The sequence below is a fragment of the Curtobacterium sp. MCLR17_059 genome (assembly GCF_003234665.1).
Taxonomy (GTDB): domain Bacteria; phylum Actinomycetota; class Actinomycetes; order Actinomycetales; family Microbacteriaceae; genus Curtobacterium; species Curtobacterium flaccumfaciens.
The window spans coordinates 81317-107397 of sequence record NZ_QKSU01000005.1 but is presented as its reverse complement, the minus strand read 5'-3'; the positions used below and the strand labels follow the sequence as shown (position 1 = coordinate 107397).

Below are 26081 nucleotides of genomic sequence, written 5' to 3'. Positions count from 1 at the left end.
CCTACGGCTGCGCGTTCAGCGCGGTCGTGAGGTGCTTCGAGAAGCCCTCGGCGGCCTGCTCCGGCGACTTCCGACCGGTGGCGACGTCGGCGAACATCGACTGGAACGAGGCGTCACCCTCGATGGTGGCCCAGCCCGGTGTGGCCGGGGTTGGTCGGCTCGTACCGGCCGCCTCGAAGTACGGCTTGTGCGGCTCGTCGACGTCGCCGGCGACCGCGTCGAGCAGCTCGGTGGAGTTCGGCTCCCAGCCGTCGACCCCGAACACCTGGTCCTGCTGGAACTCCTTCGAGGTCAGGATCTTCAGGTAGTACAGCGCGAGCTCCTGGTTCTCCGCCTTGGCCGGGACCCCCAGGTCGGAGCCGCCGAGGAACACCGGCTGCGTCTTCCCCGCCGTGGACGACGGCATCGGGAACGTGCCGATGCGGTCCGCGAGCTCCGGCTTGGCCGTGGTGATCGAGCCGATCTCCCAGGCGGACCCGAGGAACGCCGAGGTGTTGCCCTGTGCGAAGACGTCGCTCTGCGAGGGCTTGTCGGTGTTGATGTCCTGGGTGGACTTCGCCGAGTACGCGTTCTGGAAGTCCTTCCAGGCGGTCAGGCCCTTCACCGCGTCCGCGGAGTCGAGCGTGCCGGTCCACTTGCCGCCCTTGTCCGTGGCGATCTCGCCACCGGCGTCCCAGACCCACTGCAGCCCGCCGTACCAGTACTGCCCGGGCATGTAGAAGGCGGAGAAGTCACTGGCCGGGTTGGCGGCCTTGACCTTGTCGAGGTCGGCCGTGAGCTCGTCGTAGGTGGTCGGCACGTCGGTCACACCGGCGTCCTTCCAGACCTGCTTGTCGTAGACCACGGCCCGGTTGCCGGCGAACAGCGGCGCCCCGTAGAGCTTGCCGTCGACGGTGGCGGGGCCCTCGAGCCCGGTGAGCCAGGTCTGGCCGTCCTTGAGCTCGTCGCGGTACGGCGTCAGGTCGGTCAACCCGCCGGCTGCCGCGTAGACCGGCACCTGCGTGTTGCCGAGGTCGACGACGTCGGGGGCGTCGCTCTGCGCGAGCGCCGTGGTGAGCTTGGTGGTGATCCCGTCCCACTGCTGGGTCTGGATCTTCACCTTCGCCCCGGTGTCGGCGGTGAACTGCTTGCCGGCGGCGTCGAGCACCTTGTCGCTCAGGTCGCCGTTCATCATCCAGACGGTGATGGTCTTGCCCGTGCCATCGGGTGTGCCGATGGACTTCGTGCCGCCGTCGGAAGCGGCGTTGCTCCCGGCGGAGCACCCGGTGAGGGCGAGCGCGCCTGCGAGGGCGAGCGCACCGAGTGCGGCGAAACGCGTTCGTGTCACGATGACTCCCTTGGTCCGACCTTTATGAAAGGACGTTGCGTATTCGCAATAGAAGACCCTGCACGGCCCCTTGTCAACCGTTGGATCGGTCCCTGTGACCGCTTTCGATCCGCGTGTTTCCGGGGCATCACGGATGTCGAACAGATCGACGCAGATGCTTGACCAGGTGGTCATGACCAGGCATGATCTGCGACTCGCGTCCGGCGTGTGGAAGCGACCGCCTGGAGGCCCGGTGCCGGTCCGCCGGACCGGCACCGGGCCTCCCGTGCGCGCCTCCACCGCACGCGTCAGACGGCCGCCAGGGCGGACGTCGGCGGGATCCGCGCCGCGCGTGCCGCCGGGTAGAGCCCGGAGACCCCGCCGATGACGACCGTGGCACCGAGTCCCCCGACGACGGCCCACACCGGCAGTGCGACCGGCCAGCCCTGCGTGACGGCGAAGACGACCGTCACCGCGACGCCGAGCACGACGCCGGCCAAGCCGCCCAGGAACGACAGCAGCAAGGACTCGACCAGGAACTGGTCGCGGATGCTCCGACGACGGGCCCCCAGCGCACGGCGGACGCCGACCTCGGCGCGGCGTTCCAGGACGGTGATCACCATCGTGTTCGCCACCCCGATGCCCCCGACGAGCAGGGCCACCCCACCGATGCCGACCAGCAGCCCGGTGAAGGAGTCGTCCGTGGCGTCCTTCGCGGCCAGCGCGTCCGACGGCCGTGTCACGCCGACGTCCTGCGGTGCCCCGGGTCGGACCGCACCGGCGAGCAGGTCCCGCGACCGTTCGACGTGCGCCGGGTCGACGCGCGTGTAGACCGCGGTCGGGGCTCCGTCGAAGCCCAGCTGCCCGGCGAACCCGCGGGGCACGAACACCCGCGAGTCGAGGTCCTCGGCGAGCGCGACGCGGTCGAGCACCCCGACCACCTGCACCCACCGCCCGCCGATCCAGACCCGGCTGTCCGGATGCAGGTCCTCCATGCCGAGGACCGCGGCCGCCCGTGCCCCCAGCACGACCTGCGGCGGCGCCCCGGCGGCGTCGTCGATCCACCGCCCGGCTGCGAGCTGCCCGCCGAGGACCCGTGGCACGTCGCCCCACGCGGCGAGCACCCCGAGGCCCTTCGTCTCGGGCGCCGGCACGCGGTCGTTCCGGTACACGCCGGTGTCCGGCACGGTGCCGACGGCGGCGGCCGACTCGACGTCGTCCTGCCGCAGCACCGACTCGAGTGCGGTGGACGGCAACGGGACCGGTTCGCCGAGGCCCTGCGCCTGGGTGAGGGTGAGCACGTTCGTGCCGAGGGTGTCGAGCACCTGGTCGACCTTCGCCTTGCTCGACGACGAGATCCCGACGACCGCGAGCATCGCCGCGATGCCGATCGCGATGCCCAGCGCCGACAGCACGACACGTCCGGGCCGGGTCCGCAGCCCGAAGACGCCGAGGCGGAGCAGGTCGACCGCGCCCACGGACCGACGCCGGCTCATCGGGTGACCTCGGGCTCGATCACGCCGTCGCGCATCCGGACCTGTCGTGGCAGCGACGCCGCCAGGTCGAGGTCGTGCGTGATGACCACGACCGTCGTGCCCGCCGCGTTGAGCTCGCGCAGGAGCTCGACCACCGCGGCACCGGACGCCGTGTCGAGTGCACCCGTCGGTTCGTCGGCGAGCAGGATCGTCGGGTCGCCGACGACGGCCCGCGCGATGGCGACGCGTTGGCGCTCCCCGCCGGAGAGCTGGTGCGGTCGGTGGTCCACCCGGTGCGCCAGGCCCACGCGGCCCAGGGCCTCGACCGCCAGTCGGTGCCGCTCGCGCCGGGGCACGCCCTGGTAGAGCACGCCGTCGGCGACGTTCTCGGTGGCGGTCGCGCCGGCCTGCAGGTGGAAGTGCTGGAAGACGAACCCGATGTGGTCAGCACGGAGTCCGGACAGGGCGTCGTCGGACATCGTCGCGACGTCGTTGCCGGCGATCGTCACCGTGCCGGACGTGGGACGGTCGAGGGTCCCGACGACGTTGAGCATCGTCGACTTGCCCGAGCCCGACGGGCCGACGACCGCGACGAGTTCGCCGGCGGTGACCTCGAGCGACACCCCGCGCAGGGCTCCGACGTCCCCGTAGGTCTTCGTGACGTCCCGGAGCGACAGCACTGCGGCGGATGGCAGCACGGCGGCTGTGGGCCGCACGGCGGCGGATGGCAGCACGGCGGCGGACGGCAGCACGGCGGCGTTCATCCGGGCACCACCACGCGGTCGCCGGCGGCCAGGTCACCGGTGACCGCGATCCGTCCGTCCGCGCTGAAGCCGGGCTCGACCCGGACCCGCTCCGTCGTGCCGTCCCCCTGCACGACGTCGACGGCGTACCGACCACCGGCACCCGCGACGAGTGCGGCGACCGGCACGGACAGGACGTCGTGCTCGGTGGTGCCCTTCGCGTCGACCTGCGCGGACGCTGCCGCGGGCAACGTGCGCTTCCCCGGGTCGAACGACACCGAGACGTCGACGGCCGTGCCGCCGTCCTCGCTCGTCGTCGGCTGCACGCCGACGACGGAACCGGGCATCGCCGCCCCGGCACCGTTCACCCGGACCTCGACGTCGGTGCCGACCGCGAGCCGTTCCGCGTCGCGCTGGGGCACGGTCGCCGTGACGACACGCCGGGTGCTCGTGACCTGCAGGACGTCGGCCGCCGCACCCGCGCCGGCCGCCGCACCAGCGCCACCACCAGCGCCACCGGCACCCGCTCCCGCTCCGGCTCCGCCGGCGATCCGCTCCCCGAGCCGACCGTCGACCGAGGCGACCCGGACCGCGCCGTCCACGAAGGCGACGCCGTCCGCCGTCAGCACCCCGGTCACCTCGTGTCCGCGGTCCTGCTGCCACTGCCGGACGGCTCGCTCGGTCCGTGGACCGAACCGGTCGTCCACGGACACGTCGTACCCGAGCGCGGCCAGGTTCTCGTTGAGCTGCCGCACGTCGGCGCCCTGCAGTCCACGCTGAAGGTCCCGCCAGAGCGGCACGGTGCCGTACATCGACCGGACGTCCCGCTCGTCGACGGCGTACAGGGCCCCGTCGCGTTCGATGACGTCACCCGCACGGGGCAGCCAGGTGATCGTGCCGGCGGCGGCACCGGGGACCCCCCTCCCCGCGCCGTACCCGAGCGTCCCGGCGAACACCTTCGAGTCGGTCAGGTCGCCGCGCGTGACCGTGGCGGTGGCTCCGGTCGACGCGGTCCCGCCTCGGGACCCGCTGCTGGCCGAGGCTCCCGGACCGCTCGGCACCGTGGTGAGTGCCCATGCGCCGCCGCTGGCGGCCACCGCCGCGACGAGGCACACCGACACGATCACCCGGCGACGGACGCGACGGTGGGTCACGACCCGGCTCCGCCCTGGACGGCCTCGAAGGCCGCGTCGGTGCAGGTGTGGGCGGCCTCGTCGAACGCCTGCTGGTCGTCCGGCTGGAACCGGGTCTGCGCCTCCTGGTCGTCCGGGAAGTCCGGGAACCCCTGCTCCCGCAGGCACTCCGCCGTCTTCCTCGCGATCTCCTCGCTGCCCGGCATCGGCTGCGCGGCCTGCGCGTCCCCGGCCGCTGCGGAGTCGTCGAGGCAGCCCTTGAGGTCCTCCTGGTACTGCTTGGGATCGACGCCGTCGGGTGCGCTGAGCTGCATCGAGCCACCGCCGGTGCCCGGGTCGGGCATGTCGTAGCCGCGGTCGCGCATGCACTCGGCGAGGGCGACGCCGGGTGCCGCACCGCCGGACGCCGCAGTCCCGCCGGCGTCCGGTGACGCGTCCGGTGACGCGTCCGAGCAGCCGACCAGGAACAGGGGCAGCAGGACGACGGCAGCGGCCGCGCTCATCAGGGACCGGGTGCGCCGGGTGGTCGTCTTCGTGGTGTGGTTCATGCCTCCAGCACACCGGAACGGCTGTTTCGCCCCGCGTGCACGTCGGGTTGCACCGACGAAACACGGACCCGCACGAGCAGCCCGCCGATCGGCCGTGCGGTGATCGACAGCTGCCACCCGTGCGCGTGCACGATCGCGGCCACGATCGACAGCCCGAGACCGCTGTGCTGGCCGCGTGCGTCGTCCGTCCCGCCGCGGCGGAACGGTTCGACGAGCAGCTCCGCCTCGTCCGCCGCGACCACCGGCCCACCGTTCTCGACGACGAACCCGTCCGGCTCCGTGGTCACCAGGACGGCGCCGCCGGGTTCGTTGTACTCGACGGCGTTGCCGACCAGGTTGCCGAGCAGCTGCCGCAGCAGCGTCGGCTCCCCCGGGACGACCAGGCCGGGAGGCCCGGTGCGGCGCTCGTGGGTCAGCGTCACCCCCGTCTCGGCCGCGTCCCGGGCCGACCCCGCGACGACCTCGGCGGTCACCTCGTCGAGGTCGACCGCACGCGTCGCGCCCGCAAGGCCACGATCGGCCTCGGCGAGCACGAGCAACGACTCGACCAACCGCTCGGTGCGGCGGTTCTGCTCCAGCAGCTCCGCCCGGACCGCTCGGACCTCCGCGGGGTCGGCGTCGTCGTGCAGGCCGATCTGCACCGCCGCGCGCTGCACCGCCAGGGGCGTCCGGAGTTCGTGGGACGCCTGGGCGACGAACCGGCGCTGGCTCTCGAACGCGGTCTCCAGGCGGGCCAGCAGGTCGTCGACGGTGCGCGAGAGCCGCCGGAGCTCGTCGTCGGGACCGTCCAGCGCGATGCGCTCGTGCAGGTTCGACGCCGAGATGCGGTTCGTGGTCGCGGTGATCCGGTCGATGGGCCGGAGGACCCGGCGGCTGACGAGCCAGCCGATGCCCCCGGCCGCGACCCCGGCACCCGCGATCCCGATCGCGGACCACTGCCACTGCTGCACGGCCACGAGCCGGATCACCGCCACCGCACCGTCGTCGTCGGTTCCGTCGACCTCGATCGGCGCCGGAGCGGTCGTGGCACCCGGCGATCCGGACGGCGGGCGCTGCACGGCCGCGGTGTCGAGGCCGGCACCGACACCGGCCAACGACATGGTGTTCGTGAAGACGACGACCCCGGTCGCCAGGGCCATGGCCGCGAGCGCGAACGTCAGGGCCGTCCGGGTCCGGATGCTCCAGCCCCGGCCCCACCGGTTCACAGCGCGTAGCCCTGGCCGGGCACCGTGCGGATCGGGTCCGGGTCCCCGAGCTTCCGGCGGAGCTTCGACATCGTCACGCGGACCGCGGCGGTGAACGGGTCGGTGTTCACGTCCCAGACCTTCTCGAGCAGGTGCTCGGCGGAGACGATCCGACCGTCCGCGCGGAGGAGGGTCTCGAGCACCCCGAGTTCCTTCGAGGTCAGGTCGAGCGGCCGTCCGTCGCGCGTGGCCATCCGCCGGTTCGTGTCGACGACGAACCCCGCACGCTCGAGCACCGGGGCGACGGGTGCGACGCTCCGCCGACCGAGTGCGCGGACCCGGGCGACGAGTTCCGGGTACTCGAACGGCTTGGTCAGGTAGTCGTCGGCACCGAGCTCGAGCCCGTGCACACGGTCGCTCAACGTCGTCGCGGCGGTGAGCAGGAGGATCCGTGTGAGCGCGCCGCGCGCGGTGAGCCGCCGGGCGACCTCGTCGCCGTGCAGCCCGGGGACGTCACGGTCCAGCACGACGACGTCGTAGTCGTGCACCGCCAGCAGCTCGTCGGCGTCGTCGCCGCGGTAGGCGACATCCACCGCCATGTCCTGCCGGGTCAGGCCCGTCGCGACCAGGTCGGCGAGGGCCCGTTCGTCGTCCACCACGAGTACGCGCATCGATACATCACACGTGATGTACCTTTGCCGGACCTGGGAAGCGAATCAGGCGTCGAACGGCACCTCACCGTGGTCACTGACGCCGGCACGCTGCCGGTAGGACAGGTGTCCGCCGAGGTACCCGCCGACACTGACGACGGCGAGACCCGCGAAGCCGAGCAGCTTGCCGGCACCGTGGTTGCCGCGCTTCCGCTGCAGCCACGACAGGCCGTACAACGACAGGCCGGTCCAGTTCACGGCCTGGTGCACCCATCCGGTGCGCCGCTGCTCGCGGTTCAGTTCGGACCAGTCGACGTAGCCGGCGACCGACGCGCTGCTCGCCGAGACGACCCCGACACCGACCAGGGTCTTGGCGGCCTTGGCGTTGCCCTTCCCACCGACCAGGTCGAGCACCGCGGCGGAGATCCAGGCACCGAGGGGCACCTGCACCATGAGCGGGTGGATCGGGTGGCCGAACGGCACACCGTGCAACAGCTGGCGCAGCGCCTTCGGCTTGGCGAGGGCGTTCACGACGGCACGGTCGATGTCGACGGCCTTGTCGAGCACGCTCGCGTGCTCGACGGCGTCGGTGAGGCGACGGATCGCGCGGATCTCAGGCATGCCGTGGACGGTAGACGAACGGCCCGTCACCGGTCCCAGGAACCGGTGACGGGCCTCCTGTCCGTCGTGGTGGGCTACTCCTCGACGATCTCGGCCAGCTCGAAGGGCTCGACGGTCAGGCCGTCGCCGTCCGCGGCGACGTCCACCCGGACGGTGTCGCCGTCACGGACGTCACCCGACAGGATGGCGCGTGCCAACCGGTCGTCGATCTGCCGCTGCATCAGGCGGCGGAGCGGCCGCGCACCGTAGAGCGGGTCGTAACCACGCTCGGCCAGCCAGCCGCGCGCCTCCGGGGTGACGGCGAGCTCGAGTCGGCGGTCGGTCAGGCGACGAGCCAGCCGGTCGACGTAGAGCGACACGATCTGCCCGAGGTCGTCGGCCGTCAGGGCCTGGAACACCACGATGTCGTCGAGCCGGTTGATGAACTCCGGCCGGAACGCCTGCTGCACGAGTTCACGGACCGCCTCTTCCCGCTGCGCGTCGCTCAGGGACAGGTCCGTCATGAACTGCGACCCCAGGTTCGACGTCAGCACGAGGATCGTGTTCCGGAAGTCGACCGTGCGCCCCTGGCCGTCGGTCAGCCGGCCGTCGTCGAGCACCTGGAGCAGCACGTCGAACACCTCGGGGTGGGCCTTCTCGATCTCGTCGAGCAGGATCACCGAGTACGGACGGCGGCGGACCGCCTCGGTGAGCTGTCCACCGGCCTCGTACCCGACGTACCCGGGCGGAGCACCGATCAGGCGGGCGACGGAGTGCTTCTCGCCGTACTCGCTCATGTCGATGCGGACGAGGGCCTTCTCGTCGTCGAACAGGAACTCGGCGAGCGCCTTGGCCAGCTCGGTCTTGCCGACACCCGTCGGGCCGAGGAACAGGAACGAACCGGTCGGGCGGTCCGGGTCGGAGATGCCGGCGCGGGTGCGACGAACGGCCTCGGACACGGTGGTCACGGCGGTGCGCTGCCCGATGATCCGGCGGCCGAGCTCGCTCTCGAGGTGCAGGAGCTTCTCGGTCTCACCCTGCAGCAGCCGGCCGAGCGGGATGCCCGTCCACTGCGCGATGACGGCGGCGATGTCCTCGTCGGTGACGCTGTCGTTCACCATCCGGTCGGCGCTCTCGGCCTGTTCGGCGGCGGCGAGCTCGGCCTCGATTCGGGGCTTCTCGCCGTACTCCAGCCGGGAGACGAGTTCGTAGTCGGCCTCGCGCTGGGCTCGCTGCGACCGCATGTTCAGGTCGTCGAGCTGCTGCTTGAGCTCACCGATCCGGTTCAGGCTCGCGCGCTCGGCCTGCCAGCGCTGCTCGAGCTCGGCCAGCCGTTCCTCGCGGGTGCGCAGCTCGTTGCGCAGGGTCTCGAGGCGGGCCTTCGAGGCGTCGTCCTTCTCCTGCTTGAGCGCGAACTCCTCGACACGCAGACGGTCGACGTTCCGCTTCAGCTCGTCGATCTCGACGGGGCTGGAGTCGATCTCCATGCGGAGTCGGCTCGCGGCCTCGTCGATCAGGTCGATGGCCTTGTCGGGCAGCTGCCGGCCGGAGATGTACCGGTTCGACAGGCTCGCGGCCGCGACCAGCGCGGAGTCGTTGATCGTCACCTTGTGGTGCGCCTCGTAGCGTTCCTTGAGTCCGCGGAGGATCGCCACGGCGTCCTCGACGCTCGGCTCACCGACGTAGACCTGCTGGAAGCGACGCTCGAGCGCGGCGTCCTTCTCGATGTACTCGCGGTACTCGTCGAGGGTCGTCGCGCCGATGAGCCGGAGTTCCCCGCGGGCGAGCATCGGCTTGAGCATGTTCGACGCCGCGACGGAGCCCTCGCCGCCACCGGCACCCATCAGGGTGTGCAGCTCGTCGATGAACGTGATGACCTGCCCGTCGGAGTCGTTGATCTCCTTGAGCACGGCCTTGAGCCGCTCCTCGAACTCGCCGCGGTACTTGGCGCCGGCGATGAGGGCGGAGATGTCGAGCGAGATGAGCCGCTTGTCCTTGAGGGAGTCGGCGACGTCCCCGGCGACGATGCGCTGCGCGAGCCCCTCGACGACGGCGGTCTTGCCGACGCCGGGCTCGCCGATGAGCACCGGGTTGTTCTTGGTGCGGCGCGTCAGCACCTGGGAGACGCGCCGGATCTCGGAGTCGCGGCCGATCACGGGGTCGAGCTTGCCACTGCGGGCGATCGCCGTGAGGTCGATGCCGTACTGCTCGAGGGCGGTCTTCTGTCGTTCTTGGGAGTCAGGAGCGCCCTGGAGGTTCGCCATGCGTTCCGTCCTTTCGTTGCGGTGGTCCTGGAGTTGAGTCTACTCCACTCAACTTACGTGCGCTCCGGGACATTCCGGATCCCGACGGCGCAGACGACGGCACCGGCCGCCAGCAGGAGCGCCATCACCACCATGGCCCGGTGCAGCCCGTCGACGCTCACCTCACCGCCGAGCACCACGCCGGCCAGTGCCACCGTCACGAGTCCGGCGATCCGCGCGACCGCGTTGTTCACGGCCGAACCGGACCCGGCCTCGGACTGCGGCACCGACCCGAGCACCGCGCTCGTCAGGGGTGTGACCATCAGCGCGATGCCCACGCCGATCAGCACCAGCCCCGGGAACACCGACCACCAGTACCCGGTCGGGTCGTCGCCGGCGAGCAGCAGCAGGAGCGCACCGACCGCGCCCACCGCCGGCCCCGCGGCCATGAACCACCGCGGGCCGTACCGACCGGCGAAGGACCCGACGGCGGTGGACAGCGCGAGCAGCATGATCGTCGGCGGCAGCGTCGCGAGGCCGGCGAGCCAGGCCGGGAACCGCCAGACCTCCTGCAGGAACAGGGTGACGACGAAGAACACCATGCCGAGCGCCCCGTAGATGGACAGCGTCGCGAGGTTGCCGACCGTGAAGTTCCGCGCCCGGAACAGCTCGAGCGGCACGAGCGGCGACCCCGTCGTCCGGGTCACCCGCAGTTCCCACGGCACGAACGCCACCAGTGCGGCGGCGCCGAGCACGAGCGCGCCGACCACCACGGGCGCACCCCACCCCAACCGCTCCTGCTCGATGAGGCCGAGCACGACACCGCCGACACCCACCACGGCGAGCACGGCCCCGACGACGTCGATGCGCGGGCGGACGGCGGGGTGCACGTCGCCGGTGATGCGCAGGACCAGCGGGATCGTCACGGCGATCGGCACCGCGGTGAGCACGAAGACCCACCGCCACCCGATGCCGTCCACCACGAGCCCGCCGACCACGGGACCGAGGATCGTGGCTGCACTCGACCACGCCGTCCACGTGCCGATGGCCTTCGCCTGCGCCGCCCCGCGGAACGCGGCGACGATGAGGGCGAGCGCGCTCGGCATGACGAGCGCCCCGCCGACGCCCTGCAGTGCCCGGGCGACGATGAGCACCTCGCCGGTCGGGGCGATCGCACACACCACGGACGCGATGCCGAAGACCACGAGCCCCCACGTGATGATCCGGACGCGGCCGAACAGGTCGGACAGGCTGCCGGCGACCAGGATGAGCGAGCCGAGGGTGACCAGGTACGCGTCGACGACCCACTGCTGCACGACGAGTCCGCCGCCGAGCTCCTGCCGGATCGCGGGGAGTGCGACGTTCACGACGCTCGAGTCGAGCCCGACGACGAACGACGCCAGGATCGCCACCACCAGCACGATCCGCCGGTCGTCCCGGAGCGGCGCGACGCCGTGCGGCACGGGGGCCGGAACAGGAACGGGAGCGGTCATGTGCTCATCCTGCGGCACCGGGTACCCCGCGGTCGATCCCGCACGACGAAGCCCCCGCGACCGGTGTGGTCGCGGGGGCTGCCGACAGGACGGGGCTGGGTGTCCTAACGCCGGGAGTCGGTGTTCGGCTGCGCGGTCGGCCCCGGGTTCAGGACCGGACCGGCGGCGGGCTCGGCGGGGACGTTCTGGACGGTGCTGTTCTGCACGGTGCCGTCCGGAGCCGTGCCGTTGGCCTGGGCCTTCTTCTCGTCGTCGGACATCTCCTTCTTGAAGATGTTGATCGACTGGCCGAGGCCCTTGGCGAGCGCCGGGAGCTTGGTCGCGCCGAACAGCAGGATGACGATCCCGAGGATGATCAGCAGGTGAAGGCCGGTCAGGTTACCAATCATCATGACTCCTTGATCTGGAACTGGTCGCCGTCCGCTGATCGTCGTCGATCACCGCGGCGGAAGTCCGTGTCCCTCCATGGTAACTCCCCCGCCCCTGGATGCCCAGGCCGGTCCTCGGAACGGACACCGTTCGCCCAGGGAAGCGCTCCGGTCACCGCAGGACGCCGTCGATGCTCCACAGCACGGGCGCCTCGCGGAGCGCCGGGATGTCGGCCTCGGTCACACCGCCGAGCCGGAACACCACCCGCTCGCCGGGCAGCAGCGTCATGAACCCGCGGTCGACCGTGCCGTCGGTCGCGACCCGGTCCGGCTGCACCAGCAGGTCGCGGACGAGCGAGTCGGCCTCGACGGTCAGGTCCAGGCCACCGTCGACCACCGCGAACGAGGTCCGGTAGCGCGCGGGCTCCCACCGCATCGCGGCGTCGGGACCGGGGGTCCAGACCGCGCGGCGCCAGTCCATGTCCGCGATGACGAGCTCGTTGGCCGGGTCGTCCACGACACCGACCGACTCGGGCAGGGCGACGACCGCGACGCCGGCCGACGACAGCCGGACCGGCAGCGATGCCTCGGCCAGGATCGTGCCGGCCGTGGTGATCCGGCGCACCCGCACCACGCTGTCGTGCCCGGTGCGGGTCGACCGGACGGCCACCTCGACGGGCGAGGACCCGAACGCACCGGGTGAGACGCCCAGCGAGAGCGTGTCCGCGAGCTCGCCCAGGTCAGCCGTCTCGCCGACCGCAGGGGACCCACCCGGGTGATCCGGGCCTCCCGTCCGCTCCGCACCCGACGCACCCGACGCACCCGACGCGGCGACCGCGCCCGACGCACCAGCGGTACCGGCCGCACCCGGCGTCACCGTCACCGACGACACCGGACGGATCGTCAGCAGCACGTCGTCGTACAGGCGGCGCAGCTCGTGCGCCAGCGGCTTCAGGCGCCCCGCCGAGTCGATCGCCGACCACGACGACACCGGCCACAGGTCGTTCAACTGCCACACCACCACGCCGGTGTTGCGCGGCCAGTGCGTGCGCCAGTGCTCGATGCCGGTCGCGATCGCCCGCGCCTGCTGCAGCTGCGTCAGGTAGTGCCACGCGTCGAACGCGGCCGGGTCGACCGCGCCGAAGCGCGGCTCCAGCCCGCGGGCCAGCTTGGCCATCCCGTCCGCCGCCTTCTGGTGGTGGACCACACCGGGCGAGTCGACCCGCAGCGGCGCGTCCGTGACCGCCTCGCGCAGCGTGCGCCAGGCGGGCGGCGCCTGCCAACCGAACTCCGACACGAACCGCGGCACCGACTCGCGGTAGGCGGTGTCGGGCAGCCGGTTCCAGACGTCCCACGAGTGGTGCGTCTCGTGGTCGACCTCGTTCGCGGGCAGCGACTCGGAGCCGGACCACGGCGACGCGACCGTGTAGAAGCGCGACGGGTCGACCGCGTCGACGATGGTCGGCAGCAGGTCGAGGTAGTAGTCGAGTCCCCAGCCACGATCGCCCAGCTCCGCACCCCAGCCGTCGGCGTCGTGCAGCCAGATGTTCTCGTTGTTGCCGTTCCAGACCACCAGCGAGGGGTGGCGGGCGAGCCGGGCGACGTTGTCGCGTGCCTCGGCGATGACCTCGCTGCGGATCGGCTCGACCTCGGGGTAGGCCGAGCACGCGAACGGGAAGTCCTGCCAGACGAGCAGACCGAGTTCGTCGCAGACCTCGTAGAAGTCGCGCGATTCGTACACTCCGCCGCCCCAGACGCGCACGAGGTTCGTGCCGAGCGAGGCCGCGGCACCCAGCCGGGACTCCAGTCGGACGCGGTCGACGCGCGAGACGATGACGTCGTCGGGGATCCAGTTGACGCCCCGGACGTCGATGAGCGTGCCGTTGACGTGCACGGCGAAGGGGCGGCCGATGCCGTCGACCTGGGTCTCGATGCGGGTGGACCGGAACCCGGTGCGGAACGTGTCGCGGTCGAGCACCTCGCCGTCGACGGTCTGCAGCTCGACCACGACGTCGTACTGCGGCTGCGCACCGTAGCCGCGCGGCCACCAGCGCCGCGCCTCGGGGACGCGCACGGTGACGACGGTCTCGTCGTCCTTCGGCGTCAGTTGCGCGCGGGACCGCTGGCGCGTGGTGCCGCCGTCCTCGGTCTCGCCGCTGACGGTGACGACGAGCACGAGGTCGTCGTCCTCGCCGTCCTGGTCCAGGTCGTTCATGCCCGAGCGCTCGACGGTGATGTGCGCGTCGAGCACGCCCTCGCCGGCCTCGACGTCCACGAGCGGGCGGACCTCGCGCAGGCGCGCGGTCGACCAGCGCTCGATCGCGACGGGCCGCCAGGGGCCGCTCGTGACCGCCGTCAGCCCCCAGTCCCAGCCGAAGTTCGACGCCATCTTGCGGACGTACGGGAACGGCTCGTCGTACGGCCCCGGCATGCTGCCGGCCTTCGCGGCGACCCGGCCGGCCTCGCGGTAGGGCGACTCGAACAGGATCTCGAGGTCCTTCGTGGTGCCGCCCGACCCCGTCTGCACGCGGGCGTCGAACCGGTACCGGCGGTGCATGTTGCGGGTCGTGCCCACGACGACGCCGTCCAGGCTGAGTTCCGCGACCGTGTCCAGGCCGTCGCAGACCAGGTCGACGCGCTCGTGGCCCCGCGGGTCGACGTCGACCGTGCGGCGGTAGGCCCAGTCGGCGCGGCCGACCCACTTCGCGGCCTGCTCGTTCAGGTGGAACGTCGGGTCCGGCAGCAGGCCCTCCCGCTCCAGGTCGGTGTGGACCTGGCCCGGCACCGTCGCCGGGATGGTGCGGCCCGCGACGCCGTCCGGCGCACCGGTTCCTCCGGCCATCGTCACGGTCCAGTCGTCGCGGAGTTCCTCGCGTTCGAGGGTCATGCGGGTCCTTCTCTTCGGCGGCAGGGTGTCCGTCAGCCTCGGTCGGGGACGTCGACCGGCGGTCCGACCCGCGGCCGGTTCCCACGGCCTGGAGGCTCGGCACCGGTTGCCCGGGCGTCGTCACGTCGCGCGCACGAACGGGTTGCGCTCGCGCGAGGGGTGCTCGGCGATGCTAGTACGGGATGCTTTCGGCAACCTAGGTGGTGACAGGGGCGGGTCGCGCGGGCAAGGTGGGAACGTGATCACCGTCGAACTCGCCAGGTCCCTCCGTGACGCCGGCCTCCGCTGGCACCCCGAGACCGGGGACCGGTTCGTGATCGACAAGCCCGGCATCGACGACGACGTCTACACGGTGTCCGAGATGACCGTCGAGCGGCACGACTCCCCCACCGGCACGATCCTCGGCTTCAACGGCACCACCGAGTGGGCGCTCGACTCGGTCACCGCCACCGAGTCGCTCTGGCTCCCCCGTGAGGACCAGCTGCGCGAACTGCTCGGGCCGTCGTTCATCGGACTGACCCGCGTGCAGGTCGGCGGTCGCGTGGTCTTCACCGTGACGGCGACGATCGGCGGGGCCGACCGCAGCTTCGCGTCCGAGGTGCCGGCGATCGCGTACGGCCAGGCCCTCCAGGCCTACATCACGGCTGCACTCGCCTGAACGGCACGCCCGGGGTCGCCGTTCCTGGGTGTTGGCGGAATGGGCGCTGAGGGGCGTTTGGTTGCATGACACCATGACCGTTCCGAACATCACCCTGAACGACGGCAAGACCATCCCGCAGCTCGGCTTCGGTGTCTTCCAGATCGACCCCTCCGAGACGAAGGCCGCCACACTGGCCGCGCTCGAGGTCGGCTACCGCCACATCGACACCGCCGAGATGTACGGCAACGAGAAGGAGGTCGGCGAGGCGATCGCCGAGTCCGGCATCGACCGTTCCGAGATCTTCGTCACCTCGAAGCTCAACAACGGCTTCCACGCCCCCGAGGCGGCGCTGGAGAACGGCAAGAAGTCGGCCGACCTGCTCGGCGGCTACACCGACCTGTTCCTCATCCACTGGCCGCTGCCCACCGTCTCGGACTTCGTCCCGACGTGGAAGGCCCTCGAGGAGCTGTACCACGCCGGCACCGCCCGCTCGATCGGTGTCTCGAACTTCCAGGCGCACCACCTGCACCGCCTGCGTGCCGAGACCGACGTCCCGCCGTCGGTCAACCAGATCGAGGTGCACCCGTACCTCGCGCAGGACGACCTCCGCGCCGTGAACCGCGAGCTCGGCATCGCGACCGAGGCCTGGTCCCCGATCGCGCAGGGCCTCGTCCTCGACGACGAGACCATCACCCGCGTCGCCTCGTCGGTCGGCAAGTCCCCGGCCCAGGTCGTCCTCCGCTGGCACATCCAGCGCGGCGACATCGTGTTCCCGAAGTCGGTCACGCGTGCCCGCGTCGAGGAGAACTTCGCGATCTTCGACTTCGAGCTCTCGGACGAGGACATGACGGACATCACCGCCCTCGACAAGGGTCACCGCACGGGCCCCGACCCCGACACGTTCGACTACGTGCCGGCCTGATCGGTCCCCCACCGCACCACGTCGCGAGAGCCGTCCGGGTCAGCCCGGGCGGCTCTCGCCGTCCGTGGCCGGTCAGCGGTTGGTCGCGACCGAGGCCGTCACCGTGAACTTGGGGGTCCGGACGACCTCCCGGGTCGGACCGACCAGGCGCGAGAGCACCGGCCGGTAGCGCAGGTGCGTGTTCCAGACGCACCACAGTTCACCACCGGCCTGGAGGATCGTGGCCGCGTTCCGGAACATCGCCTCGGCCGTGTCCGTGGTCACCGTGGTGTCCGCGTGGAACGGCGGGTTGCAGAGCACGAGCTGTGCGGACCCCTCAGCGAGCTCGTCGCCCGCGTCGGTCCGCAGCACCGTCACCCGGTCGGCCACGCCGTTGGCCTCCGCCGTCGCGCGCGTCGACTCGACCGCGATGCGGGACACGTCGGTGGCGGTCACCCGCACCGACGGTCGCCGACGAGCGACTGCAGCCGCGATCACGCCGTTGCCGCTCCCCAGGTCGACGATCGTGCGTGCGGTCGGGACCGCCTGGTCCATCGCGTCGAGCAGCACCCGCGTGCCCTGGTCGAGCGACGTCCCGGCGAACACACCGCCGTGGGCGACCAGGGTCATGCCGAGGTCGTCGACGTGCACCGACCGGGGCCAGGGGTTCGTCGTCGCGGCGCGGTTCGCCTGTGCGCGGAGCGGGTCCTGCGCGATGAGCAGTCGCGACTTGCCACGGCCTCGTGATGCCGTGACCTCGCCGAACGAGCGCCGGAGCACGTCGTTCTGCGTCACGTGCATGTACTTCACGTTGCCGCCGCAGAGCAGCACCACGTCGGGCGCGGCGAACCGGGCGACGGCGCGGGCGATCTCGTCGAGGCGATCGTGCGACTTCGACAGCCGCAGCACCACGAGCCGCACGTCGCGGAACGCGTCCTCGAGCGAGTCGGGGTGGTGGAAGCCGCGCAGCCCGAACGTGCCGGCGTTGGCCTCGAGCGCTCGCTCCCCCACCAGGGAGTCCTGCACGACGCGGATGTCGCTCGCCCCGTACTGCGTGATGAGGCCGAGCGTCAGCACCCCGTACCGGTCGTCGACGACCGCGACCTCGCCGGGTTGGCGGAGTGCGTCCCCGTGCACGTGCGGGGCTTCGTCGAGCAGGAAGCGGTCGGTGCCGTCGATCGCGATGAGGTCGGGCGCGTCGTCGTCGCGTCGGCGGAAGAGGTCGGCGAAGTCTGGCACCGCGTCAGCGTACCCGGCGGCGGCCCGCACCGGAGCGAGTGGTGATCGCACTCGCGATATCAACAGGCTGCGTATTTCACATGTCAATACACTGGGAATCCCCCACCAGAAGGAGCCCCCCATGGCATCCACCTCGTTCCGGAGCGCCGCAGTCGTCTGCGGTGTCCTCACCGCCTCCCTCGGCTTCGGCCTGCTGACGCCAGCCGTCGCCACCGCTGCCACCACCACTCCCGCGTCATCGTCGGGCTCCACCGTGCAGGAGGACAATCCCGACTTCGACGCCGTTCCCGTCGATCCCTCGCTGACAGCCCCGAAGTTCTACCAGGACTGGAGCACGCCGTTCGGGTCCCGCACCGTCGCCGGGGACGCTGGCGGCGACGACGTCTGGCTCGTCATCGGCAACAAGGCCTACGACCGCTCGACCGGGGGCGGCCTGTTCTTCCTGACCGTGCAGGACCGTCACCAGGATGCCGGGCTCGAGGTGATCCGGGTCCACACTGCCGCGGACGGCACGCAGACCCGCGGCGAGCGGGTCCCGATGCCGCGGAGCATCCGTGTCGACGGACTGCAGGAGCAGAACACGTTCACGCCGGGCACCACCCACTTCGCCGGCAGCGCGACGGCAGGAGCCACGATCGTCGCGAAGGACACCGCGTCCGGTGACACCCTGTTCACGGCCAAGGCCAGCGGCTCGCGCGCCGGCACCGGCACCTGGAGTGCCGACGCCGACCTCGCCGACGCCGACCACGTGATCACCCTCACGCAGACGACGCCCGACGGTCGGACCAACGAGCTGCGCGACGTCCGGTTCGCACCGTCTGCGAGCGACGCCCCGGCCGCACCCACCCTCGAGACCACGGAACGGCGCCTGGACGGCTCGTTCGTGGTGACCGGTCAGTACGCGGAGTCCGTCGGCTCGGTCGTCGTCGAAGACGCATCGGGAGCGACGATCGCCGAAGCGACCCTCACCCAGTCCGGCTACGTCGCACAGGTCCCGCAGGAACGCATCGGCTCGACGGTCTACGTCGTCGCGAAGGCGGCAGACGGGACACCCTCGAGCCGCACCGCAGCCCCGCTCGCGCAGCTCCCGACGGACGCGTCCGTGCCGAAGCCGACACTGCGCTCGGTCTACGTCCACACCGACGGCCGGGTCCAGGTCGTCGGCGAACCGGACGGCGCTCCGGGCCTGTGGATCCTCGACGGCGACCGTGTCATCGACGGCTTCTCGCGCAGCGATCTCTGGAGCTACGTCATCCGCGCGCAGGAGACCGGCAAGCAGCTCGAGATCGCGAACCTCGGGTTCGACGGGCAGGGGTTCTCGTCCCTGTCGGAGCGCGTGGCCCTCCCCCGTCTCCTGCAGGTCGACGGCATCACGGACGACAACACCTACAAGCCGGGGGCACGCGCGTTCGAGGGGACGGCCGAGGCCGGTGCGACGATCACCGCCACCGACCAGCGCGGCCGTGAGCTCTTCAAGACGCCCGTGACCGGTGCGCGCTCCGGCGTGGGGACATGGAAGGCCTCGGCCGCCCTGACCAGCACGGCCGGGTACGAGCTCACCTTCACGCAGACGACCACCGACGGCCGCACGTCCGTGATGCGGGACATCGCCTTCGAAGCCGAGGCGCAGACCGTCGCCCCGGTGACGGTCACCACCAAGACGGTGACCGCCGGCGTCTCGAACCACATCGCCGGCACCGCCACCCCCGGCGCGACATTCCGGGTCCTCAACCCCAGCGGGACCCAGATCGTCCCCGGCACCCACCAGGTCACCGCCGACGGCACCTGGTCGTTCGACCGCGTCGTCTCCAAGGGCGCCACCAAGCTCGACATCGTCATCGAACAGACCGTCAACGGCACCCCGAAGAAGTCCGGCGTCTTCTCCCTCGCCGCGTCCGCGGAACGGAACGTCACGGTCACGACGAAGACGGTGACCGCTGGCGTCTCGAACCACATCGCCGGCACCGCCACCCCCGGCGCGACATTCCGGGTCCTCAACCCCAGCGGGACCCAGATCGTCCCCGGCACCCACCAGGTCACCGCCGACGGCACCTGGTCGTTCGACCGCGTCGTCTCCAAGGGCGCCACCAAGCTCGACATCGTCATCGAACAGACCGTCAACGGCACCCCGAAGAAGTCCGGCACCTTCTCCCTCGCCGCGAGCTGATCGCCGCTCCACCGCTGAACCAGAACACCCCCGGGCCCACGAGGCTCCGGGGGTGCTCTGCGTCGGGGGCGAGAGGTCAGCCGGTCGTCACCGTCGCTCCGCCGTGGGCGATCCGGACCCGTGCCGTCCCCCAGGTGTTGTGCCGGACGGCGAACCGGTTGTCCGCGTCCCCGAACCGGACCGCCACGGCCAGCGCGTGCGGTGCGGACTCGAAGTGGTTCCGCGTGACCACGCCGTGGTTCGCTCCCGCACGGACGTTCACCCCGACCCCGGTGCCACCGACCCCCACGATGCGGTTCCCACGGACCGCGACCGACGCGTTCGAGTGCGCGAGGCAGACGGCGTTGTCGACGCTCGCCTCGATCCGGTTGCGGGCGACCACCATCCCCCGAGTCAGCTTGAGCAGGATGCCCGCCTCACCCGAGGACCCGCCGCCACCGGTCACGACGTTGCCCGAGACCACTCCCGTTGCCCGTGGCCGAGTGGAACCGACGGTCGTTCCGGCACCGCTCACGATGATGGCGGACCCCGGTGCGAGACCCGGTGACCTGGTCACGGTGTTGTCCGCGATGACCAGTCCGATCGGCGCCACGCTCGTCTGTTCCCGATCGGCGGGGTCCTTCGACGGCACGGCGGCGATGCCGACCCGGCAGCCCGTCACGACGTTGCCGCGGATCTCGATGTCCTCGCCGGCGTGCGTGTCGATGCCCTCCCAAGCGGGGACGCCGTCGATCCGGTTGCCCGTCACCCGGACCCGAGCCGACCGGCGGGCCTCCGAGGGGGCGTACCGGGCGTCACGCGTCAGGGAGATGCCGTAGGAATTGACTCGACGCGCGGGCTGCCGGACATCTCGCACCGTGTTGCCGTCGATGGCCCCGTCGACGACGCCGACCCCGACGATGCCCGCGTACCCGAGGCGCTCCATGGTCGTCCCGGTGATCTCGAATCGGTCGCAGTACTCCAGGTGCACACCGTCGTGCGGGATGTCCCGGAAGTGCCCGCGTCGCACGGCGATCCCGTGCAGCGGAGCACCGTGAAGCCCCATCACCGCGATCCCGTGGCCGAGGGCCCCGCTGTCGGCACCGGCGCCCGTGATCACGGCGTCCACGATCTCGACGTCGGACACCTGCACCAGGAGGGCACTCGACCCCGTCGTCATGTGGAGGGCACCGGTGCCGGTGAACCGCAACCGCAGTGGACGCCGGACGACGAGGCTCCGCGAACGCGTCCAGGCCCGGTCGATCACGTACTCCCCTCCGGAGGGCACCGCGTCCAGTGCCGTCTGCAGGTCGTCGTCAGCGTCGCCCACCGCTTCGGTGGATCCGGGGCGTTGCCCCAGGACCACGGCCGCCGCCAGCCCGAGTCCGCCGACCACGGCAGCGACCAGCACACGACGCCGACTCCGTTCCTCTGGCCGCACCCGATCGTCCATCCTTGCCCCTGTCGTCGAGCCGATCACCCGGCCTTGCGCCGCAACACTACGGCGCGCCAGGCGCCGTGTCGAGACGTCGGAATTTCAGAATACGGAAGGCATTCTGTATCTCGCGTTGCCGCATAGTCGATGGGTTTTCAGCTCTGATATGTTGCGTTCCGATCAGGTCACACGGACCCGATCGGTACCGCCCATCCACCCTCAGAGACGAGAGAGACATCGATGACGAGACACCCCCGCAGGACCACCGCTCGCACGGCAATCGGCCTGACGGTCCTGACGATCGCCGCGACCGCCGGGCTGTCCCCGGCCGCCGCCGCTGAGCTCGACGAGTCGGAGCTGACCATGGTCGGCCCGCTCGTCACCGAGACCTCGGCGTTCGCCGGCGACCCGTCCACCCCGCGGTACAGCGCCCCCTCGGCGGCGGCGGCGGCCGGCGCAGAGATCCCGGCGAACCGAGCGAGCACCCTGGCTGCCGCTCGGGCTGCAGCCGTGCGGTGGTCCGTCCCGGCCCCGGGAGCGGTCACCACCGTGCGGCCCCTCTCCGCCCCTGATCTCTGCCTGACGGCCGGGACCGCGTCGATCACGAGCTACTCGCCCGTCACCCTCGAGACGTGCGTCGACGGTGACGCCAAGCAGCGGTTCCGCACCGCGGCGAACACCGGCTCGAACAACCCGATCGGCACCGGCCTGCAGTCGACCTACAACCGCGGGTTCCTCGGGCTGTTCAACACCGACCGGGTGATGCGCCTGCAGTCCCAGAACGTCGCCGACCGACTGCCGAACACCGAGGACTTCACGCCCTCGTTCACCGCACGGGTCGACTCCACGGACGTCACGACGCGGAGCGCCCAGGTCTCCGGCACGGGGACCCCCGACGCGACGGTCCTCATCGACGGTCGGAACCCGCAGGTCGTCGGGCCCGACGGTCGCTGGACGGCCCGCGTCACGAACCTGCCCCTCGGCACCAGCACCCTCGAGCTCGAGCAGTACGAGGGAACCGAACGCACCGGCGCCGCAGAGCTCGAGATCACGCTGACGGTGGCACCGCTCACGTTCGAGACGACCTTCGCCGACGCCCTGTCCGATCCGGTGACGGCCAGTGGGAGCGCGCAGCCCGAGGCCGCGGTCCGCCTCTACGACTCCGCGGGGAACCAGCTCGGCGACACGGTCACGGCAGGTCCGGACGGAGCGTGGGAGACGACGATCCCCGCACCCGATGCCGGCGGTGTCCTGCGGGTCACTGCCGCACAGTTCGTCGACGGCGTCCGCGACACCGCGAACGAGGTGACCCGCAACGTCGACTACGGGGCCGCGGTGAGCATCGCCACCCCGGCCGAGGGCGCCGCCCACGCTGGCGGTTCGGTCTCGATGTCGGGTAGTGGCGAACCGGGGTCCACCATCGAGGTGGTCGAGGTGACCGCCGACGGCGAGCGCACGGTCGGACGCAGCACCGAGGGGGTCCTGCCCAGCGGCCGCTGGTTCGTCGACACCGACTCGCTGGACCGAGCCGAGCACGTCCTCCGCGTGGTCCAGGGCTCGAAGGGCGACAACACGACCACCGCACAGGTCACGATCAACCCCGGCGAGACCGGCCGCCTGACCGAGGTCCGACTCTCGGGGCCGGCGACCGTCACCCCCGGGGTGTCGAACCGGATCTCCGGGACCGGCGAACCCGGCGCGAGCTACCGCGTCCTGAACGTCTCGGGCACGCAGATCGTGCCCAGCACGCACCAGGTCGACGACGAGGGCAAGTGGTCCTTCGACCGGGTGGTGACGAGCGGTTCCGCGAGCTTCCAGTTCGTCATCGAGCAGACGAAGGGCGAACAGGGACCAGAGCCGTCCGAGCTCTTCACGATCGCTGCCAACGAAGGCTTCGCGCCGGTCGAGATCACCACACGCGCCGTCGACCCCGGCGTCCTGAACACCTTCGAGGGCACCGGACCGGCCGGGGCGACGATGGTCGTGCTCAACGCATCGGGCACACAGATCGTGCGCGGCACCGTCACGGTCGACCCCGAGGGCAACTGGAGCTTCGAGCGGGTCGTCTCCCGCGGCGCCACGAAGTTCCAGTTCATGTTCCGGGTGTCGATCTCGGGGACCACCTACGAGACGGCGCTGACTGAAATCTTCGCGAACACCCGGTGACCGCCTGTTGAGAGAGGGGCGCGCGGCTCTGCCCGGGCGCCCCTTTTGTATTTCACATTGATACACATATGCTGGAGAGATGAACAAGCTCAAGCATGCTCGGCCCCTCCGCGGCCTGTCCATCATCCTCGCCGCCATCGCAGCGATCACCCTCGTCCCCACGGCGGCACACGCCGCCACCGGCGACGCGCCCGACACCACGGAACGCATCCCTCTTGTGGTGGAACGGCAGGCCGACGTCTACATGCCGTTCGACCTCCGATCGGACGGCGCGGTGGTCGCGTCGGCAGGCATCCTCACCTCGTTCGAGGGCGCCGCATCGCGCGCGGCGACGGTCACCGCTCCCGCCGTCGGCAAGACAGGTCAGGTGACGTTCGAGAACGGGAAGTGCCTACAGGCCTTCGGTCCGAACGGCAACGGGTGGACCATCGTCTCGAACTCGTGCGACTCCGCGCGCACACTATGGACTCGAACCGATTCGGGGGCCCTGCGGATCACGGGGACTCCCGCTCGAGCACTCGAGTACTTCGGCAACGCGAACACGATCACGGCTCGGGCCGTCACCGGCTTCGAGTACCCGGTCGGCGTCGCTCCCACTCGCTGAGAACTCCCACGAACGGACAGCGGACGCCTCCGAGCAGGAGGCGTCCGCGCTGTCCGCCGTCGGCACGAACACCCGTGTCAGCGCGGTCCGCGGTACAGCACGATCTGAGTGTTCCGCTGCGGCCGCGACCCCGCCTTGAGCGAGATCGCCGCACCGCTGGCGGTGGCGGCGAAGACCCGCGCGCCTGGCCGGTTGATGAGCTGGTCGGCCAGCGCCGACTCGAGTTCGCGCACCCGGTCGCGCAGCGCCTTGTTCTCGTTCTCCAGGTCGAGCACCCGCCGGATCCCCTCCAGCGACACTCCCTCGGAGCCGAGCCGCGCGATCTCGCGCAGCTGCGCGACGTCACGCATCGAGTACCGCCGCGATCCACCCCGGGTGCGGCCCGGCACGACCAGGCCGAGCCGGTCGTACTGCCGCAGCGTCTGCGGGTGCATCTCGGCGAGCTCCGCAGCGACCGCGATCGCGAAGACGGGCGAGTTCTCGTCCATGTCGGTCATGGCGCGTTCCTTTCCGTAGTCCGCGTGGGGTGGAAACCAGCCTGGAGGCTCGGTGCGGCTTCCTGACGGAGCCGCGCCGGGCCTCCAGACCGGTCTACTGCTGTGGTTGCGCGACGCTAGTCACGCGCCTTGGCGAGGAGGTCCTCGCGGGGGTTCTCGTCGGGCAGCGCAGCCGCGAGTGCCTCGACGGCCTCGCGCTGCTTGTCCGACAGGTGCGACGGCACCGCGACCTGGACGGTCGCGAGCAGGTCGCCCGTGCCGTTCTTCGTCGTGACGCCGCGACCCTTGACGCGCAGGACGCGACCCGACGGCGTGCCGGGCGCGACCTTGAGCTTCACGGGCGAACCGCCGAGCGTCGGGACCTCGATCGTCGCGCCGAGCGCTGCCTCGGTGAACGTCACGGGGACGTCCACGCGCAGGTTGAGCCCGTCGCGCTCGAACACCGGGTGCTTCCGCACCGACACGGCGACCACGAGGTCACCGGCCTCACCGCCGTCGGGCGAGGGCTCGCCGCGGCCGCGCAGACGGATCTTCTGACCGTCGGCGACACCCGCGGGGATGCGGACGTTCACCGGTCGACCGTTGCCCTGCGAGAGCTTGACGGTGTCACCGGCGATCGCGGTCGTGAAGTCGAGGGTCGTCGACGCCGTGACGTCGCGGCCCTTCGTCGGCCCACCGAAGCCGCGGTAGCCGCCGGAGGTCTGACCGAAGCCGCCACCCCCGCCGAACATCCCGCCGAGGATGTCCTCGAAACCGCCGGCACCGCCGGGGCCGCCCTGGCCGAAGCGGACGCGCTGTCCGCCACCGCCCTGCTGCCCGAACATCCCGCCGAAGACGTCCTCGAAGCCGCCCTGGCCCCCGCCGCCCGCCGTGAAGCGAGCGCCGGAGCCCATGGCGCGGACCTGGTCGTACTCCTGGCGCTGCTCCTTGTCGGAGAGCACCGAGTACGCCTCACTGATCTCCTTGAAGCGGTTCTCGGCGGCGGCGTCACCCGGGTTGGAGTCCGGGTGGAACTGCCGCGCGAGCTTCCGGTACGTCTTCTTCAGCTCGGCGTCGGAGGCGTCCTTGGACACGCCGAGGACCTTGTAGAAGTCCTTGTCGAACCAATCCTGACTGGCCATGGATCACCTGCCTTCTTCTGTCGTCACCGTGGGGACCCGGCTCAGGCCGGGACCGCCACCGCGACCTTGGCCGCGCGGAGGACCCGCTCACCGAGCTTGTAGCCCGGCTCGACGACGTCCGCGACGGTCTGTCCGGTGGCACCCGGGGTGGGGAGCTGGACGATCGCCTCGTGGATGTTCGGGTCGAACGCCTCGCCCTTCTCGCCGATCTGCACGAGCTTGAACTTCTCGAAGCCCCCGCGGATCTTCTGGCCGATGACCTGCATCGGGCCCTCGGCGAGGTCACCGTGGGCCTCGGCCCGGGTGAGGTCGTCGAGCGCCGGCAGCAGGGCCCGCACCACTTCAGCGATGGCGACCTCGCGGTTGGCCTCACGGTCACGCTCGACGCGCTTCCGGAAGTTCACCAGCTCGGCCTGCGCTCGGAGCATGTCCGCGCGCATCTCGGCGACGAGGTCGCGGTCCTCGGTGCTCAGCTTGTCCTCGGCGATGCCGCGGGCGGCGTCGGCGAGCAGCGCTTCGTCCTCCGGGGAGAGGTCGTTCGCTGCATCGGCCGCCGGGCCCCCGGCTGCGGGGCCGTCCGTCGGTACTTCGACGTCGGGCCCCTCCGCCTCGATGAGGTCCTCGGGCTCGGCAGCGTTCGTGGCGTCGCCCTCGACCTGGGGCTCGTCCTCGTGGGGCGCGTTGTCCTTGGGATCCGTCATC

The 26081-nt window shown here is 71.3% G+C and carries 22 protein-coding genes; 5 read left to right on the top strand and 17 right to left on the bottom strand.

Annotated elements, in window-relative coordinates:
• Position 1 precedes the first annotated feature (1 nt).
• The 12 genes from DEJ12_RS08960 to DEJ12_RS08905 all read right to left on the bottom strand — a co-directional run bounded on the left by DEJ12_RS08960 (position 2) and on the right by DEJ12_RS08905 (position 14630).
• The gene (locus DEJ12_RS08960) at positions 2 to 1327 is read right to left on the bottom strand and encodes a sugar ABC transporter substrate-binding protein (RefSeq protein WP_220034809.1); all 1326 of its coding nucleotides are present in this window, start codon (positions 1325 to 1327) and stop codon (positions 2 to 4) included.
• 287 nt (positions 1328 to 1614) lie between these two features.
• The gene (locus DEJ12_RS08955; RefSeq protein ID WP_181433164.1) at positions 1615 to 2802 is read right to left on the bottom strand and encodes an ABC transporter permease; all 1188 of its coding nucleotides are present in this window, start codon (positions 2800 to 2802) and stop codon (positions 1615 to 1617) included.
• Entirely contained in the window at positions 2799 to 3545 is a 747-nt protein-coding gene (locus DEJ12_RS08950) for an ABC transporter ATP-binding protein (protein WP_258370617.1), read from the bottom strand. The genes DEJ12_RS08955 and DEJ12_RS08950 overlap by 4 nt, the downstream gene beginning before the upstream one ends.
• Positions 3542 to 4678, bottom strand: a complete 1137-nt coding sequence (locus tag DEJ12_RS08945; protein WP_111029733.1) for a peptidoglycan-binding protein — start codon at positions 4676 to 4678, stop codon at positions 3542 to 3544. Before DEJ12_RS08945 ends, DEJ12_RS08950 begins: the two co-directional genes overlap by 4 nt.
• Complete coding sequence (locus DEJ12_RS08940; RefSeq protein ID WP_111029732.1) at positions 4675 to 5205, bottom strand: hypothetical protein; 531 nt, start codon at positions 5203 to 5205, stop codon at positions 4675 to 4677. The genes DEJ12_RS08945 and DEJ12_RS08940 overlap by 4 nt, the downstream gene beginning before the upstream one ends.
• Positions 5202 to 6410: a HAMP domain-containing sensor histidine kinase gene (locus DEJ12_RS08935; protein WP_111029731.1), complete on the bottom strand. Its 1209-nt coding sequence runs from the start codon at positions 6408 to 6410 to the stop codon at positions 5202 to 5204. The genes DEJ12_RS08940 and DEJ12_RS08935 overlap by 4 nt, the downstream gene beginning before the upstream one ends.
• The gene (locus tag DEJ12_RS08930) at positions 6407 to 7060 is read right to left on the bottom strand and encodes a response regulator transcription factor (RefSeq protein WP_111029730.1); all 654 of its coding nucleotides are present in this window, start codon (positions 7058 to 7060) and stop codon (positions 6407 to 6409) included. The genes DEJ12_RS08935 and DEJ12_RS08930 overlap by 4 nt, the downstream gene beginning before the upstream one ends.
• Positions 7061 to 7105: 45 nt before the next feature.
• A complete protein-coding gene (locus DEJ12_RS08925) occupies positions 7106 to 7660 on the bottom strand; it encodes a DUF2231 domain-containing protein (RefSeq protein WP_111029729.1) in 555 nt (184 codons plus the stop codon).
• A gap of 74 nt (positions 7661 to 7734) precedes the next feature.
• Positions 7735 to 9903: an ATP-dependent Clp protease ATP-binding subunit gene (locus DEJ12_RS08920; RefSeq protein WP_084740532.1), complete on the bottom strand. Its 2169-nt coding sequence runs from the start codon at positions 9901 to 9903 to the stop codon at positions 7735 to 7737.
• 53 nt (positions 9904 to 9956) lie between these two features.
• Positions 9957 to 11375 (bottom strand): MFS transporter, encoded by a 1419-nt coding sequence (locus DEJ12_RS08915; protein ID WP_111029728.1) that lies wholly within the window; start codon positions 11373 to 11375, stop codon positions 9957 to 9959.
• Between the two features lie 104 nt (positions 11376 to 11479).
• Positions 11480 to 11764, bottom strand: a complete 285-nt coding sequence (gene tatA, locus DEJ12_RS08910; protein WP_111029830.1) for a twin-arginine translocase TatA/TatE family subunit — start codon at positions 11762 to 11764, stop codon at positions 11480 to 11482.
• A 151-nt stretch (positions 11765 to 11915) separates the two neighbouring features.
• Entirely contained in the window at positions 11916 to 14630 is a 2715-nt protein-coding gene (locus DEJ12_RS08905) for a glycoside hydrolase family 2 protein (protein WP_111029727.1), read from the bottom strand.
• Between the two features lie 238 nt (positions 14631 to 14868).
• Between DEJ12_RS08905 and DEJ12_RS08900 the strand changes: the two genes are divergently transcribed.
• Complete coding sequence (locus DEJ12_RS08900; protein WP_027464885.1) at positions 14869 to 15288, top strand: hypothetical protein; 420 nt, start codon at positions 14869 to 14871, stop codon at positions 15286 to 15288.
• A gap of 73 nt (positions 15289 to 15361) precedes the next feature.
• A complete protein-coding gene (locus DEJ12_RS08895; RefSeq protein WP_111029726.1) occupies positions 15362 to 16192 on the top strand; it encodes an aldo/keto reductase in 831 nt (276 codons plus the stop codon).
• 72 nt (positions 16193 to 16264) lie between these two features.
• On the opposite strand, the gene DEJ12_RS08890 is transcribed toward DEJ12_RS08895, so the two are convergent.
• Positions 16265 to 17410, bottom strand: coding sequence for a class I SAM-dependent methyltransferase (locus tag DEJ12_RS08890; protein WP_258370615.1), 1146 nt, complete (start codon positions 17408 to 17410; stop codon positions 16265 to 16267).
• A gap of 121 nt (positions 17411 to 17531) precedes the next feature.
• Here DEJ12_RS08890 and DEJ12_RS08885 point away from each other — a divergent pair, with 121 nt between their 5' ends.
• Positions 17532 to 19577, top strand: a complete 2046-nt coding sequence (locus DEJ12_RS08885; protein WP_111029724.1) for a hypothetical protein — start codon at positions 17532 to 17534, stop codon at positions 19575 to 19577.
• A gap of 76 nt (positions 19578 to 19653) precedes the next feature.
• Here DEJ12_RS08885 and DEJ12_RS08880 read toward each other — a convergent pair whose 3' ends face one another.
• Entirely contained in the window at positions 19654 to 20997 is a 1344-nt protein-coding gene (locus DEJ12_RS08880; RefSeq protein WP_181433163.1) for a right-handed parallel beta-helix repeat-containing protein, read from the bottom strand.
• A 234-nt stretch (positions 20998 to 21231) separates the two neighbouring features.
• Here DEJ12_RS08880 and DEJ12_RS08875 point away from each other — a divergent pair, with 234 nt between their 5' ends.
• Positions 21232 to 23157, top strand: coding sequence for a hypothetical protein (locus DEJ12_RS08875; protein WP_111029722.1), 1926 nt, complete (start codon positions 21232 to 21234; stop codon positions 23155 to 23157).
• A gap of 79 nt (positions 23158 to 23236) precedes the next feature.
• Complete coding sequence (locus tag DEJ12_RS08870) at positions 23237 to 23761, top strand: hypothetical protein (protein WP_111029721.1); 525 nt, start codon at positions 23237 to 23239, stop codon at positions 23759 to 23761.
• Between the two features lie 77 nt (positions 23762 to 23838).
• Here the strand turns inward: DEJ12_RS08870 and DEJ12_RS08865 are convergent, their stop codons facing one another.
• The 3 genes from DEJ12_RS08865 to DEJ12_RS08855 all read right to left on the bottom strand — a co-directional run bounded on the left by DEJ12_RS08865 (position 23839) and on the right by DEJ12_RS08855 (position 26080).
• Complete coding sequence (locus DEJ12_RS08865) at positions 23839 to 24249, bottom strand: heat shock protein transcriptional repressor HspR (protein ID WP_110865490.1); 411 nt, start codon at positions 24247 to 24249, stop codon at positions 23839 to 23841.
• A 125-nt stretch (positions 24250 to 24374) separates the two neighbouring features.
• Positions 24375 to 25379, bottom strand: a complete 1005-nt coding sequence (locus DEJ12_RS08860; RefSeq protein WP_017886377.1) for a DnaJ C-terminal domain-containing protein — start codon at positions 25377 to 25379, stop codon at positions 24375 to 24377.
• Between the two features lie 41 nt (positions 25380 to 25420).
• Positions 25421 to 26080, bottom strand: coding sequence for a nucleotide exchange factor GrpE (locus DEJ12_RS08855; protein WP_082046895.1), 660 nt, complete (start codon positions 26078 to 26080; stop codon positions 25421 to 25423).
• Position 26081: the final 1 nt, after the last annotated feature.

What these genes read in the sequence shown, in the direction of transcription:
- DEJ12_RS08955 (WP_181433164.1), bottom strand. Translation starts at nt 2,802, where the DNA reads ATGAGCCGGCGTCGGTCCGTGGGCGCGGTCGACCTGCTCCGCCTCGGC.
- DEJ12_RS08950 (WP_258370617.1), bottom strand. Translation starts at nt 3,545, where the DNA reads ATGAACGCCGCCGTGCTGCCGTCCGCCGCCGTGCTGCCATCCGCCGCC.
- DEJ12_RS08940 (WP_111029732.1), bottom strand. Translation starts at nt 5,205, where the DNA reads ATGAACCACACCACGAAGACGACCACCCGGCGCACCCGGTCCCTGATG.
- DEJ12_RS08930 (WP_111029730.1), bottom strand. Translation starts at nt 7,060, where the DNA reads ATGCGCGTACTCGTGGTGGACGACGAACGGGCCCTCGCCGACCTGGTC.
- DEJ12_RS08925 (WP_111029729.1), bottom strand. Translation starts at nt 7,660, where the DNA reads ATGCCTGAGATCCGCGCGATCCGTCGCCTCACCGACGCCGTCGAGCAC.
- DEJ12_RS08920 (WP_084740532.1), bottom strand. Translation starts at nt 9,903, where the DNA reads ATGGCGAACCTCCAGGGCGCTCCTGACTCCCAAGAACGACAGAAGACC.
- DEJ12_RS08915 (WP_111029728.1), bottom strand. Translation starts at nt 11,375, where the DNA reads ATGACCGCTCCCGTTCCTGTTCCGGCCCCCGTGCCGCACGGCGTCGCG.
- tatA (WP_111029830.1), bottom strand. Translation starts at nt 11,764, where the DNA reads ATGATTGGTAACCTGACCGGCCTTCACCTGCTGATCATCCTCGGGATC.
- DEJ12_RS08905 (WP_111029727.1), bottom strand. Translation starts at nt 14,630, where the DNA reads ATGACCCTCGAACGCGAGGAACTCCGCGACGACTGGACCGTGACGATG.
- DEJ12_RS08895 (WP_111029726.1), top strand. Translation starts at nt 15,362, where the DNA reads ATGACCGTTCCGAACATCACCCTGAACGACGGCAAGACCATCCCGCAG.
- DEJ12_RS08885 (WP_111029724.1), top strand. Translation starts at nt 17,532, where the DNA reads ATGGCATCCACCTCGTTCCGGAGCGCCGCAGTCGTCTGCGGTGTCCTC.
- DEJ12_RS08875 (WP_111029722.1), top strand. Translation starts at nt 21,232, where the DNA reads ATGACGAGACACCCCCGCAGGACCACCGCTCGCACGGCAATCGGCCTG.
- DEJ12_RS08870 (WP_111029721.1), top strand. Translation starts at nt 23,237, where the DNA reads ATGAACAAGCTCAAGCATGCTCGGCCCCTCCGCGGCCTGTCCATCATC.
- DEJ12_RS08865 (WP_110865490.1), bottom strand. Translation starts at nt 24,249, where the DNA reads ATGGACGAGAACTCGCCCGTCTTCGCGATCGCGGTCGCTGCGGAGCTC.
- DEJ12_RS08860 (WP_017886377.1), bottom strand. Translation starts at nt 25,379, where the DNA reads ATGGCCAGTCAGGATTGGTTCGACAAGGACTTCTACAAGGTCCTCGGC.
- DEJ12_RS08855 (WP_082046895.1), bottom strand. Translation starts at nt 26,080, where the DNA reads ATGACGGATCCCAAGGACAACGCGCCCCACGAGGACGAGCCCCAGGTC.